General features: G+C 27.1%; 15 protein-coding genes. 11 read left to right on the forward strand and 4 right to left on the reverse strand.

Annotation, left to right across the window (positions count from 1 at the left end):
- Positions 1-3 precede the first annotated feature (3 nt).
- From coaD to CRU93_RS05780, 8 genes are all read left to right on the forward strand, one after another.
- The gene (coaD, locus tag CRU93_RS05745; RefSeq protein ID WP_129103232.1) at positions 4-498 is read left to right on the forward strand and encodes a pantetheine-phosphate adenylyltransferase; all 495 of its coding nucleotides are present in this window, start codon (positions 4-6) and stop codon (positions 496-498) included.
- The gene (gene tmk, locus CRU93_RS05750) at positions 489-1,055 is read left to right on the forward strand and encodes a dTMP kinase (RefSeq protein ID WP_129103233.1); all 567 of its coding nucleotides are present in this window, start codon (positions 489-491) and stop codon (positions 1,053-1,055) included. Before coaD ends, tmk begins: the two co-directional genes overlap by 10 nt.
- Entirely contained in the window at positions 1,048-2,274 is a 1,227-nt protein-coding gene (hisS, locus tag CRU93_RS05755) for a histidine--tRNA ligase (protein ID WP_129103234.1), read from the forward strand. Before tmk ends, hisS begins: the two co-directional genes overlap by 8 nt.
- Before the next feature lie 2 nt (positions 2,275-2,276).
- On the forward strand, positions 2,277-4,070 hold the full coding sequence (speA, locus tag CRU93_RS05760) for a biosynthetic arginine decarboxylase (protein ID WP_258238846.1): 1,794 nt from the start codon (positions 2,277-2,279) through the stop codon (positions 4,068-4,070).
- A gap of 1 nt (position 4,071) precedes the next feature.
- Entirely contained in the window at positions 4,072-4,809 is a 738-nt protein-coding gene (gene cysE / locus CRU93_RS05765; RefSeq protein WP_129103236.1) for a serine O-acetyltransferase, read from the forward strand.
- Positions 4,806-5,540 (forward strand): sulfite exporter TauE/SafE family protein, encoded by a 735-nt coding sequence (locus CRU93_RS05770; RefSeq protein ID WP_129103237.1) that lies wholly within the window; start codon positions 4,806-4,808, stop codon positions 5,538-5,540. The genes cysE and CRU93_RS05770 overlap by 4 nt, the downstream gene beginning before the upstream one ends.
- 122 nt (positions 5,541-5,662) lie before the next feature.
- On the forward strand, positions 5,663-8,482 hold the full coding sequence (gene uvrA / locus CRU93_RS05775) for an excinuclease ABC subunit UvrA (RefSeq protein WP_129103238.1): 2,820 nt from the start codon (positions 5,663-5,665) through the stop codon (positions 8,480-8,482).
- Between the two features lie 141 nt (positions 8,483-8,623).
- The gene (locus tag CRU93_RS05780; RefSeq protein WP_129103239.1) at positions 8,624-9,853 is read left to right on the forward strand and encodes a dicarboxylate/amino acid:cation symporter; all 1,230 of its coding nucleotides are present in this window, start codon (positions 8,624-8,626) and stop codon (positions 9,851-9,853) included.
- Positions 9,854-9,867: 14 nt separating this feature from the next.
- Here the strand turns inward: CRU93_RS05780 and CRU93_RS05785 are convergent, their stop codons facing one another.
- Positions 9,868-10,233 carry a hypothetical protein gene (locus CRU93_RS05785; RefSeq protein ID WP_129103240.1) on the reverse strand — a complete coding sequence of 122 codons (366 nt, stop codon included), beginning with the start codon at positions 10,231-10,233 and terminating at the stop codon, positions 9,868-9,870.
- Between the two features lie 201 nt (positions 10,234-10,434).
- Between CRU93_RS05785 and CRU93_RS05790 the strand changes: the two genes are divergently transcribed.
- From CRU93_RS05790 to CRU93_RS05800, 3 genes are all read left to right on the forward strand, one after another.
- Positions 10,435-11,481, forward strand: coding sequence for a CNNM domain-containing protein (locus CRU93_RS05790; protein ID WP_129103241.1), 1,047 nt, complete (start codon positions 10,435-10,437; stop codon positions 11,479-11,481).
- 114 nt (positions 11,482-11,595) lie between these two features.
- Positions 11,596-12,075 (forward strand): HugZ family protein, encoded by a 480-nt coding sequence (locus CRU93_RS05795; protein ID WP_129103242.1) that lies wholly within the window; start codon positions 11,596-11,598, stop codon positions 12,073-12,075.
- A gap of 75 nt (positions 12,076-12,150) precedes the next feature.
- The gene (locus tag CRU93_RS05800) at positions 12,151-12,570 is read left to right on the forward strand and encodes a DsrE family protein (RefSeq protein ID WP_129103243.1); all 420 of its coding nucleotides are present in this window, start codon (positions 12,151-12,153) and stop codon (positions 12,568-12,570) included.
- Positions 12,571-12,583: 13 nt separating this feature from the next.
- On the opposite strand, the gene pdxH is transcribed toward CRU93_RS05800, so the two are convergent.
- Genes pdxH through CRU93_RS05815 form a run of 3 tightly spaced genes read right to left on the reverse strand, consistent with a single transcriptional unit; the run spans position 12,584 to position 14,217 of the window.
- Positions 12,584-13,219: a pyridoxamine 5'-phosphate oxidase gene (gene pdxH / locus CRU93_RS05805; RefSeq protein ID WP_129103244.1), complete on the reverse strand. Its 636-nt coding sequence runs from the start codon at positions 13,217-13,219 to the stop codon at positions 12,584-12,586.
- 12 nt (positions 13,220-13,231) lie between these two features.
- Entirely contained in the window at positions 13,232-13,714 is a 483-nt protein-coding gene (locus tag CRU93_RS05810) for a glutathione peroxidase (protein WP_164967627.1), read from the reverse strand.
- A 53-nt stretch (positions 13,715-13,767) separates the two neighbouring features.
- Entirely contained in the window at positions 13,768-14,217 is a 450-nt protein-coding gene (locus CRU93_RS05815) for an SRPBCC family protein (protein WP_129103246.1), read from the reverse strand.
- Positions 14,218-14,256: the final 39 nt, after the last annotated feature.

Consider the following 14,256-nt stretch of genomic DNA (forward strand, 5'->3'; position numbering starts at 1 on the left):
ATTATGGAGAATAACACACATACAAATAACGGCTCTTATAAAAAAGCTATCTATAGTGGGACTTTTGATCCAATAACAAATGGCCATATGGACATCATAAGAAGAGCATCATTTATTTTTGATGAAGTTATAATTGCAATTGCTAAAAGTGAGACTAAAAGTCCTATGTTTTCTCATGAACAAAGAGTTAAATTTGCACAAGAAGCTACAAAAAATTTAACAAAAGTAAAAGTTATAGGATTTGATACACTTTTAGTTGATTTAGCATCTCAATTAAAAATAAATACGATAATAAGAGGATTAAGAGCAGTAAGTGATTTTGAATATGAATTACAAATGGGCTATGCTAACTCCTCTATAAATAAAAATTTAGAAACACTTTATTTAATGCCCACATTACAGAATGCTTTTGTTAGTTCTACAATTGTAAGAGAATTAATTAGATTTAATGGAAGTTTTTCTCATCTCGTACCAAAAGAAGTTTTAGAATGTATATAGTAATAGAAGGAATAGATACAGCTGGGAAATCTACTCAATTAGAAATTTTAGCTGATAAATTTAAAGATGCTGTCTTTACAAAAGAACCAGGAGGAACTCAAATTGGTTCAAAATTAAGACAAATGGTTTTAAGCGGTGAAGCAAAAAGTAAACTTGCTGAAATGTTTTTATTCTTAGCAGATAGAGCTGAACATATGCAAGAAGTAGTAATAAAAAATAAAAATAAAGTTGTTATTTCAGATAGATCAATGATTTCAGGTATTGCCTATGCAAAGACTTTACCTTTAGATAAAGTTATTGATTTGAATTTAATATCAACTCAAAATATACTTCCAAGTCATGTTATTTTACTTAAATTATCAAAAGAAGAGTTAACAAATAGATTATCACAAAAAGAACATGATTCTATTGAAGCAAGAGGAATTGATTATTTACTTGATATTCAAAATAGAATGGAAGAAACAATAAAAAAATTAAATTTAAATTATATATTTATAGATGCTAGTTTAAGTATCGAAGAGATTTCAAAAGATATAGAGGATTTTTTAAATGAGTAAAGAAAATGTTATACAGAGTTTAAGAGGTATGAATGACCTTACAAATGAACAGAGTAAATTATTTACATACTTCTGTGAAAATGCTGCAAAAATTGTAAAAAATTATGGATTTGAATATATAGAAACACCTATTTTAGAAAAAACATCTTTATTTAAAAGAAGTGTTGGTGAGAGTTCAGATATTGTAAATAAAGAGATGTACCAATTTATAGATAAAGGTGAAAATGACGTTTGCCTAAGACCTGAAGGAACAGCAGGTGTTGTAAGAAGTTTTATTCAAAATAAACTTGATAGAGCTGGTGGAGTTAAAAAATGGTTCTATTATGGACCTATGTTTAGATATGAAAAACCTCAAAAAGGTAGATTAAGAGAATTTCACCAATTTGGAGTAGAAGTTTTTGGTATTAGTTCTGTTTACGAAGATGCAAATATTATAATGATGTTAAAAGAGATTTTAGATTTCTTTAAAATTGGTCATAAGATTCAATTAAACTCATTAGGATGTAAAGAGTGTATGCCTCCTTATAAAGAAAAACTTATTAAACACCTAAATAGTTTCAAAGATGAGCTTTGTGAAGATTGTAATAAAAGAATAGAAACTAATCCAATTAGAGTATTAGACTGCAAAGTAGAAAAGTGTCAAAATTTATTAAAAGATGCTCCTAAAATTACTGATAATTTATGTTCTTCTTGTAATACTGATTTTGAAAAACTAAAAGAGATTTTAGATTTTAATGAAATTGAATATGAAATCAATACTAATTTAGTAAGAGGATTAGATTATTACTCTAAAACTGCATTTGAATTTGTAAGTGATGAGATTGGTGCTCAAAGTGCAATTGCAGGTGGAGGAAGATATGATAGACTTATTGAGTTTTTAGGAGGAAGAGAAACTCCTGGAATAGGATTTGCAATTGGAATAGAAAGACTTCTTGAACTAGTAAAAATGAAAGAAGAACAAGAAGATATTTATTATGTAGGTGCATTAAATGAGCAGGCTTTAAATCAAGTAGTAAAAGTGGCAAATTTAAAAAGAAAAACAAATAAAACATTTGTTGAGTACTCATCAAGAGGATTTGGAAAACACTTTACATTAGCTGAAAAGAACAATGCAAATATTGTGATTTTAATTGGTGAAGATGAACTAAAAACAAATACAGTATATATGAAAAATATTAAAACAAAAGAAGAGAAAAAAGTTAAAGTAGAGGAACTATAATATTGAATAATTTTGGTATAGATTTATGGAGTAATAATAATTTTATTATTGAAAATGGTTTATTAAAATTAAATTATAAAAGTAAACCATCATTACTTTCACTTGTAAAAGAGTTAAGAATTCAAAACTACAAAGGACCACTGTTATTTAGATTTCCTCATCTTATAGAAAAACAAATAACTAGACTTTATAATACTTATAATGCTGCAATAAAAGAAAATGATTATCATGGAAATTTCAATGCAGTTTTCCCATTAAAAGTAAATCAGTTTCCATCTTTTGTACACCCCTTAATTGAAGCTGGTGAAAAATTTAATTATGGATTAGAAGCAGGAAGTAAAGCAGAACTTATAATTGCAATGACTTATAATAAAAAAGCTCCAATTACAGTAAATGGATTTAAAGATAAAGAGATGATTCATTTAGGTTTTATTGCAAAACAAATGGGTCATAATATAACATTGATTATTGAAGGTTTAAATGAACTTGAAACAATAGTTGAAGTAGAAAAAGAGACAAAACTACCTTGTCCAAATATTGGTTTAAGAGTAAGACTATTTAATAGTGGAAGTGGTGCATGGGCAAAATCAGGGGGAATTGATTCTAAATTTGGATTAAGTTCAACTGAAATTTTAGAAGCTTATGAAGTTTTAGAAAAAAACAATCTTTATGATTGCTTAACAATGATTCATTTTCATATTGGTTCATCTATGAATACAATAAAGCCATTAAAAAATGCTTTAAAAGAGTCTGGACATATATATGCAGAGTTAAAAAATCTAGGAGCAAAAAATCTTAGTTCAATTAATATTGGTGGTGGATTAGGAGTTGAATACTCACAATATAAAAGAACTATAAACTACTCACTACAAGAATTTGCTAGTGATGTTGTTTTTACTCTTAAAAATATTGCTAAACAAAAAAATGTTGAAGAGCCAAATATTTTTACAGAATCTGGAAGATTTATCTCTGCATCTAGTGCTGTATTAATTGCTCCTGTATTGGAACTATTTTCAGCAGAATATGAAGCAGGACATCTAAGACTAAAAGATTTAAATCCTCCATTAATTGAAGAACTAAATGAACTATTTCAAGATATGAAAAAGAAAAATGCATTAGAATATATGCATGATAGTATTGATCACTTAGAGTCTTTACTAAAGCTTTTTGATTTAGGGTATATTGATTTAGAAGATAGATCAAATGCTGAAATTTTAACAAACCTAATAATAAAAAAAGCGATTTCATTTTTAGAAATAGATGATTATGATGAGTTAAAAAGAATTGATAACAAAATTCAAGAAAAGTATCTTTTAAACTTTTCAATATTCCAATCACTTCCAGATTTTTGGGGAATTAATCAAGAATTTCCAATTATGCCAATTACACATCTTGACAAAAACCCTACAAGAAGTGCGGCAATTTGGGATATAACATGTGATAGTGATGGAGAAATGGAATTTAATCCTAAAAAACCTCTATATTTACATGATGTAAATTTAGATGAAGAAGAGTACTTTATTGGATTTTTTCAAGTTGGAGCATATCAAGATGTATTAGGAATGAAACACAATCTATTTTCTCATCCAACAGAAGTAAATGTTACTTTTGAAGGTGAAGATGTAAAACTTGAGCAAATAGTTGAGTCTCAAAAAATTATCGATATTTTAGATGATATTGATTATGATATAAATGAAATTAAATCAATTTTGAATAGTAAAGTAAATAAAGATATATATTTAATATTAGAAAAATATTTAAATGATAATTCATATTTAAAAACAACTTGGAGTTAATATGACAGAAAAAAATAAAGAAGAGTTATCCCTTTGGCAATTATTAAAAGAGGATTTTTCTGTTCCAAAACAGAATGACCCTGCTTTAAACTCAACTTTAGAACTATTTTTTAATTATCCTGGAGTATGGGCAATTATAAACTATAGAATTGCAAATACCTTAAGAAAAAAAGGTTTTAAAAGACTATCTAGAATAATTAGTGGGATTTCAACATTTCTTACAAAAACAGATATTCACCCAGGATGTACAATAGGAAGAAGAGTATTTATTGATCATGCAATTGGTGTAGTAATTGGAGAAACTGCAATAATTGAAAATGATGTATTAATCTATCAAGGGGTAACTTTAGGTGGAGTGTCACTAAATAAAGGAAAACGTCACCCTACAATTAAATCAAATTGTGTAATTGGAAGTGGAGCAAAAGTTCTAGGCAATATTACTGTAGGTAAAAATTCAAGAATTGGAGCAAACTCTGTTGTTATTTGTGATGTACCAAAAAACTCAACAGCAGTTGGAGTTCCAGCTAAAGTAATAAAAAGAGATGACCAAAAATGTAAATTATCACATAATGACTTGCCTGATATTAATAAAGAGATGTTTGATTACTTATTAAAAAGAGTTGCCGTACTAGAAAATGCTATTAAATCATATGATGGGATTGACCTTACAAGTGAAGATAAAGAACTTGAAGATATATATCAAAGATTTATAAAAGCAATGAACTCAATCAAACAATGATAGAGCTATCACTTCTAGGAATATTCACAGGATTTGCATCCGGTTTTTTTGGTGTTGGAGGAGGAACAATTCTTGTTCCTTTACTTGTAGTTTTAAATTTTCAAATGAAAGAAGCAATTGCAATTTCTGTTATGCAGATGGTATTTAGCTCTATTTTTGGAACTTTTTTAAATGTAAGAAAAAGTTTTGAAATGCTAAAGGATGGTATATTTATAGGTATTGGTGGAATAATTGGAGGTTCTTTTAATGGAGTTGTTATCTCTAATTTTTCAAATATTACCTTACAATATCTCTTTGTTTTAATAATTATATTATCAATTCTTAGAATCTTTTTTTCTCCAGCAGAGCCAGTAAAAGAAGTAAAAAAACAAAATAAATTCTTATTAATATTAATAGGATTTATAATTGGATTAATTTCAATGAGTATTGGTATTGGTGGTTCAGTTATTCTTACTCCCATATTAGTAGGTTTTATGAACTATAGCCTAAAAAAAGCCACTTCATTAGGACTATTTTTTGTTGTTTTCTCTTCTATATCAGGATTTATTTCGTTAAGTTTACATGGGAAAATGTTATTTTCTCAAGGACTTATAGTAGGTGTTTGTTCTTTAATAGGTGTATATTTTGGAATAAAATTAAAAACTATAATAAAAGCAACTTCATATAAAAAATATATACTCTTATTAAATACTTCTGTATTGATACTAATGGTAAGTAAAACATTTTTTTAATCTGTTTTACTTTTATTTTAACTGAAAGTTAAATTCTTTAACTTACATATTTCCTATATGTAGTTTCATCTTTCTTTGGTATAATAAGGGTTTTTAAAATTTAGAAACATAGGTCAATAATAATGAAAGATTCAATAAAAATATATAATGCAAAAGAAAATAATTTAAAAAATATTAATTTAGAAATTCCAAAAAATAAACTAATTGTTTTCACTGGATTATCAGGTTCTGGTAAATCTACTTTAGCATTTGATACTCTTTATGCAGAAGGTCAAAGAAGATACATAGAATCATTATCTGCATATGCAAGACAATTTTTAGATAAGGTTGGAAAACCTGATGTTGAAAGAATAGAAGGACTAACTCCTGCTATTGCTATTGACCAAAAAACAACATCTAAAAATCCACGTTCAACAGTTGGTACTATTACTGAAGTTTATGATTATTTAAGACTTTTATATGCAAGAGTTGGAAAACAACACTGTCATAAATGTGGGCAACCAATATCTCAAATGAGTTCATCTGATGTAATTGAACAAGTTTTAAATCTTCCACCTGAAGCAAAAACAATTATTCTTGCACCTTTAATAAATAGAAAAAAAGGTACATTTGCAGATCTTTTTGAAAGTCTTAGATCAAAAGGATATGTAAGAGCTATTATTGATGGTGTAATGGTAAGACTTGATGAAGAAGTTGAACTCGAAAAAAATAAAATGCATACAATAAAAGTTGTAATTGATAGAGTTGTAATAAGAGAAGAAAATAGAGATAGAATTGCACAAGATGTAGAAAAAGGACTTAAAGAAAGTTTTGGAGAGCTTGAAGTTGAGATATTGAACTTTAAAGAACTTGGATGCGAAAAACACATTCATTACTCAGAACATATGGCATGTTTTGATTGTAAAATATCTTTTGAACCTCTTGAACCACTAAGTTTCTCATTTAACTCTCCTAAAGGTGCTTGTCCTTCTTGTGATGGATTAGGAATTAGATACTCTTTAGATATGAAAAAAATTATCAATCAAGATTTAAGTTTAAAAGATGGTGCTATTAGAATCATATATGGTTTTAATAAAGGCTACTATTTTAAAATGCTAACTGCATTTTGTGAAGCTGCAAATATTGATATGAATAAAACATTTAATGAATTAGAAGAACATGAACAAAAAGCAATTTTACATGGTGGAGTTGAAGAAGCTGTATTTACTTGGAAAAGACATAAACTAAGAAGAAAATGGGAAGGTATTGTAACAATTGCTTACAATATGGTAAAAGATGAAAAAGACATGGCTGAATATATGACTGAAAAAGTTTGTGATTCGTGTAATGGTAATAGATTAAAGCCCTCTTCTCAAAGTGTTTTTGTAGCAAATCAAACAATTTCTAATATTATAAATCTTCCTATAGAAGATGCACATGCTTTTTTCCAAGATAATAAAAACTTCGATTATTTAAGTGATCAGTCAAAAATGATTGCTGCACCGATTTTAAAAGAGATAAAAGAAAGAATATTTTTCTTAAATGATGTGGGATTAGGATACATTACATTAGGAAGAGATGCCAGAACTATCTCAGGAGGTGAAGCTCAAAGAATCAGAGTTGCAAGTCAAATTGGTTCTGGATTAACAGGAGTAATGTATGTATTAGATGAACCTTCAATTGGTTTACATGAAAGAGATACTGCTAAACTTATAAAAACACTTAAAGCCTTACAAGAAAAAGGAAATACAGTTATAGTTGTTGAACATGATAAAGAGACTATAAAAGAAGCAGATTATATTGTAGATATTGGGCCTAATGCAGGGAAATATGGAGGTGAAATTGTATTTGCAGGAACTATAAAACAAATGTTAAAAGCAAATACTTTAACTTCTCAATATGTATCTGGTAAAAAACAAATTTCTTATATTTATAATAGACCTCAAGAGGATTTTATAGGAATAAAAAATGTTAATATAAATAATATTAAAAACTTAAGTGTTCAAATTCCTTTGAAAAATCTTGTTTCAATAACAGGAGTTAGTGGAAGTGGTAAGTCTTCACTTATTTTACAAACATTATTACCTGTTGCAAAAGAACTTCTAAATCATGCAAAAAGAGTTAAAAAAGTTGATGGAGTAGAAATTACTGGGCTTGAAAATCTAGATAAAGTAATATATCTTGATCAAAGTCCAATTGGAAGAACACCAAGAAGTAATCCAGCAACATATACAGGATTAATGGATGAGATAAGAGTACTTTTTACTAAAACTAAAGAAGCAAGTCTTAGAGGTTATAAAGTTGGAAGATTTTCATTTAACGTAAAAGGTGGAAGATGTGAAAAATGCCAAGGTGAAGGTGAAATAAAAATAGAAATGCACTTTCTTCCAGATATCATGGTTAAATGTGATGAGTGTGATGGACAAAGATATAATAAACAAACACTTGAAATTCTTTATAGAGGTAAAAATATTGCTGATGTATTAAATATGAGTGTAGATGAAGCTTTAGAGTTTTTTGCTAAAGTTCCTAAAATTTATGCAAAATTAAAAACTCTTAGCGATGTTGGACTTGGTTATATAACTTTAGGACAAAATGCCGTAACATTAAGTGGTGGGGAAGCTCAAAGAATTAAGCTAAGTAAAGAGTTAAGTAAAAAAGATACAGGAAATACTCTTTATATTTTAGATGAACCAACAACAGGACTTCATTTTGCAGATATTGATAGACTTACAAAAGTACTTCATCATTTAGTAGAAATAGGTAATTCTGTACTTGTAATTGAACATAACCTTGATATTATTAAAAATTCTGATTGGATTATTGATATTGGTCCTGAAGGTGGAAATAAAGGTGGTAAAGTAATTGCACAAGGAACACCTGAAGAGTTAGCGAAAAATCACAAAAAAACTAAATCTTATACTGGTTACTATTTAGAAAAAGAATTAAACGAACATAAATAATATAGTAAAGTATTAAATACTTTACTATAACTTCATTTTAACTTAAATATATAACTTAATTTAATTTTTTTTGATAATATAAGTTTTTACTAAAATATTCTTTATATAATACAATTACAATTATAAAAAAGGAAAATAATTATGTCACAAACTAAAAAGAGCATTCTATCTAATATAGGTGTTCAAATAATTATTGCAATGATAATAGGGGTTATTATTGGTCTACTTATGAAAGATCAAGCTTCTATGTTTGCACCACTTGGAACAATTTTTATTCATCTAATAAAAATGCTTGTTGTTCCATTAATCGCTATTTCAATTATAAGTGGAGCAGCAAGTATTGGTGGAACAAGTTCTGCTGGTAAAATTGGTGTATCTACATTCGCATTTTTTTTGATAACTTCTGCTTTTGCGGTTGCACTTGCATTGGCAATGGGAGAATACTTTCAACCAGGTGTTGGAGTTGATTTAACAAGTGTTAAACATATGTTTTCAAATGAGTATGCTGATAAAGGTGGAGTACCTGGTTTTTTTGAAACAATTACAGGAATTATTCCAACAAATGTATTTCAATCATTAACAGATGCAAATATCTTACAAATTCTATTTTTCTGTCTATTTCTAGGAATTGCTATTTCAAAACTTGAAAAAGAAAAAGCTGCTCCATTATTAAATGGATTAAATGCTTTAGTTGAAGCTTTTATTTGGATGATTAATATTGTAATGAAATTTGCACCAATTGGGGTATTTGGACTTATGGCAGATGCAATTGGTACATTTGGATTTGATGTATTAAAACTAATTACAAATTTAGTTGTTGTTTATATGGTAGCTATTTTAATTTTTGGATTTTTGTTCTTCCCAGGTTTAGTAAAAATATTCTCTTCTTTGAGTCCTAGAAAATTTATTAGTGCAATGAAAAAACCACAAACTGTTGCACTTTCTACTGCTTCATCAATGGGAACTCTTCCTGTTACAATGGAAGTATGTGAAGATGAATTTAATGTTTCAAAAAGTACATCAGCTTTTGTTTTACCTTTAGGTGCAACAATCAATATGAGTGGTAATGCAATTTATTATGGACTTGTTGCCATATTTTTTGCACAAGTATTTCATATAGACTTAGGATTTGCTGAGTATGGAGCAATTATATTAACAGCAACTATTGGTGCAATTGGACAAGCAGGTGTACCTGGTCCATCTTTCCTAGTAGTTGCTGTATTGCTAGCTGCAAATATACCAATAGAAGGATTACCTTTATTATTTGCGCTTGACAGAATATTTGATATGACAAGAACAGCATTGAATATTACAGGCGATGCCGCTTGTGCTGTAATTGTAGATCAAAAATTCAATACAACAGATAAATAATTAATTTTAAGCTTTTAACTTATAGCTTGATCATGTTCAGCTTTAAGTAAAAAAGCTTTTAATTTCATCATTTCTTCTGTTGGATATTGATATTCTGAGTCACCTCTTTTTACTTTCACAAAAAAATCTTTTGAGTTACGATTATACCCAAAATTAAGATTCGTAAGAGTAAACTCAACAAAATCAGATGTATTTACATCTTTTTTTTCAGATTTTATATTTTTTGATTCGCCTAACTTAGAAAACTCTTCAGTTGAAATTTTAGTAGACTTTTTATTCTCTATTACTTCTGAAGTAGCATTCAAAGGTTGAACTGTTTGTGCTTTATACATTTGTTCATCTGAATAAGCATCAAGTTTAGGCATTACACCATATTCCATAACAACCTCCTTTTTTAGAGTACTTCAATCACTTATCTAATTATATAAAATTTTTATATTTTTTGTCAAATATTTAATTTTTAAAGTTTAATTATGATAATATTCAGTGTATTTTATTCAAAATATCAACTTTATAATTCTTAAGGAGTAATTATTGGAAGATAGTTCCCAGAGGTGCATTTTATTTACAGGTAACAAAAAATGGAAATATTAATCCTTCTATTTTTTCTTGTAATTGGTACATCATTTTTATGTTCTGTTTTAGAATCAATAGTTCTATCAACTACAATTTCATATATTTCAGTAATGGAAGAGAAGAGTCCAACTACAGGAAAATTACTAAAAAAATTAAAATCAGATATTGACGTTTCTATTTCCTCAATTTTAATAATTAATACAATTGCAAACACACTTGGGGCAACTGCAATTGGGGTTCAAGCACAAAATGTGTTTGAAGGACATAGTCAATTAGTAATGTTAATTTCAATTATTCTAACTTTTATGATTCTGTTTTTTGCAGAAATTATACCAAAAACTATTGGTGCAGTTTATTGGAAAGAGTTAGCTCCAATTGCAGCGAGGTTAATAAATATATTTGTATTTATTACATATCCTATTATATTAATTACACAATTTGTTACAAAAAAAATTTCAAAAAATTCTACAAGTTGTGATTCCTTTTCACGAGAAGAGTTAATACACTCTACTTTACTGAGTGAAGAAGAAGGAGTAATTGGAGATTTAGAATCAGATATTATAGAAAATACATTATCATTAAATGCTATAAAAATTAAAGATATTTTAACACCTCGTTCTGTTGTTTATGCAGTACAAAAAGATACTTTAATTAAAGATATTTTAGAAGATAAAAGAACTTATAAATTTTCAAGAGTTCCAGTTTATGATGACTCAATTGATAATATTATAGGTGTTGTATTAACTAAAAAACTATTTAAGCAAGCAATTAAAGATAAAAATGTGCCTATTGAAAATATTATGACTTCAGTGTTTACACTAAATGAAAATATTCCAGTAGGAAAAGCATTAAATAAATTTATACAAAAAAAAGAACATATGTTTATTGTTCTTGATAATTATGATCAAACTGAAGGATTAGTTACTTTAGAAGATTGTATTGAAACACTATTAGGCTTAGAGATCATGGATGAACTTGATACAACAGCAGATATGAGAAGACTTGCATTAAATAAAATGAAAGCAAAAAGAAAAGAAAAAGAAGATAAATAAAGAGTTATCTCTTTATCTTTTCTAATCTACAAAATAACTTAAAAACTACCCTACTTTAAATTTCATATAAGCTATTAATCTTTTATAGTTATAATAAAAATAAAAAGGCATTTTATGTTAAATGAATTTATAAATAGTTTTAAAAGTACAGTTCTTTCTACTCTTGATGAAAATAATTATCCTTTTGGTAGTTATGCTCCATTTATAAAATATAATAACAAATACTATGTTTACTTAAGTGATATGGCAAAGCATGCAAGAAATCTAAAAGATAATCCAAAAGTATCGTTATTTTTTATTGAAGATGAACAAAGTAGTGAAAATATTTTTGCAAGAAAAAGAGTTGTTCTTCAAGGAAAAACAATAGTGATAAAAAGAGGTTCAGATGAATTTGAAAAGATATTAGATAAATTTGAAAAATTAAATGAAGATACAGTAAAAGTTACAAGAAAAATGATTGATTTTAATCTTTTTGAAATAACTCCTATTTATGGTGAAGCTGTTTTTGGATTTGGTAAAGCCTATAATATTGGTGGTGAACACTTTGATAAATTAATTGAAAGAGAGAATTTAAAAGGTCATAAAAGTAAATAATATTATTAAATTAACTTATATATAAGTATTATAAAATTATAATATATTATTATAATACTAACATAAGGAAAAGTTATGAAATTATTCTTCTCTGTAATTGCTATTTTTATTTTAGGAAGCAATTTATATGCAGAAAATATAAAAGGGTTAAATGTTTTAGTTACATCAAAAGATTCTCAAACACAAATGATGTCAATGGTTCTATCAATGATGAGTTTAAAACAAAAAAAAGCTGTTAATATTGTACTTTGTTCTGATGGTGGGAATTTAGCTCTTAAAAACTTCAAAGGAGAAGTTTTAAAGCCTATGAATAAAACACCTAAAATGATGTTACAAGCACTTATTAAAAAAGGTGCGAGTGTAAAAGTTTGTCCTTTATTTTTACCAAATAAAAATATGAAAAAAAGCGATTTAATACATAATGTTTCAGTTGCTAAACCAATGGAAGTAGCAAAATTCTTACTAAAAGATGATTTTAAAAACCTTACTTTTTAATAGATTAGCTCAATTAAGGAGCTAATCTATCTATTTGCCAATTATTATCAATTAAAGTGTATTGAAATCTATCATGTAATCTATTTTTTGCACCTTGCCAAAACTCAATTTTTTCTGGTTTTACTATGTATCCACCCCAAAATGAAGGAAAAGGTATTTCACCTTTTACAAATTTATTTTTAATTTCATTAAACTTTGCTTCTAATACACTTCTTGAGCTTATAACCTCACTTTGATGTGAAACCCAAGCACCCATTTGACTACCTTTAGGTCTTGATAAAAAGTATTTTAATGATTTTGAAGAAGATATTTTTGAAGCTCTTCCTTCAATTTTCACTTGCCTTTCCAATCCTAACCATGCAAAGTGTAAGGCAACTTTATCGTTTTGATCTATTTGCTTTGCTTTTTGACTCTCATAATTTGAAAAAAAGACAAAGCCACTCTCATCAAAAAATTTCAAAAGAACTGTTCTTATAGAAGGCATTAGATCTTCACCAACTGTAGCTAAACTCATTGCATTTGGTTCAATAAGATTTGCTTGCATTGCTTGGGAAAACCATTTTTCAAACTGTTTTACAGCATTATCATCTAAGTCTTTTCTTCTCAATCCATTATTTACATACTCTTCTCTCATAGAACTAATATCCATGATATTTATCTCCTAAAGTAATTTTTCTATATCTTTTTCAATACTTTCTGGTGTTGTTGAAGGAGAAAATCGTTCAATTACTTTTCCATTTTTATCTACTAAAAATTTTGTAAAATTCCATTTTATTAATTCTGTTCCTAATACACCAGAAACTTGTTCTTTTAAGTATTTATATAAAGGTTCAGTATCATCTCCATTTACATCTATTTTTGAAAACATAGGAAACTTAACTTGATATGTTAAAGAACAAAACTCTTTTATTTCTTCATTTGTTCCTGGTTCTTGATTCATAAACTGATTACAAGGGAATCCAAGTATTACAAAGCCTTTATCTTTATATTTCTCATAAAGTTTTTCTAAGCCTTCATATTGAGATGTAAATCCACATTTGCTTGCTACGTTTACAATCAATAACACTTTATGTTTATATTCACTCATACTTATTGTTTTTCCATCAATTGTCTTTACATTAAAATCATAAATACTTTCTTTCATATTTGCTCCTATTAAATTAGATATAAGTAGTAATAAAACAACTAAATATTTCATTATTCTTTCTCCTCTAATATTTTTTTTGTAATTTTATGTCTATAGTTAAACATATTATCGATATCTTTATAAACAAAAAAGTTAAATAATTTTCCTAAAAATCCAAATGGAAGTTCATATCTTACCACATCTTTTAACAAAATTCTATTTCCTCTTTGTTCAAAAATATGTTGATGTTCCCAAAATTTGAATACTGATTTTTCTGCAACATCAACAAGAAGATTTGGGTATTGTAATTTTTTAATTTTTACACTCCATTTTAAGGGTATGAAGTTTTTAGTAACTATTAAATTCATTACACTATCTTCTTTAGGCACAAACTCTTTATCAAGAAGTTTAACACTTATGTTTGGTGGTGTAATTTTTACTAAATTTTTAGTATCAATATGAAAATTAAATATCTCATCCAAAGATGTATTTATATAAGTCTGTTTTGTATAAGTTTCCATAAATACTCCTTTTATTGAATATTATATCAATAAAAGATG

It is taken from the genome of Arcobacter sp. CECT 8985, from assembly GCF_004116495.1.
GTDB lineage: Bacteria > Campylobacterota > Campylobacteria > Campylobacterales > Arcobacteraceae > Malaciobacter.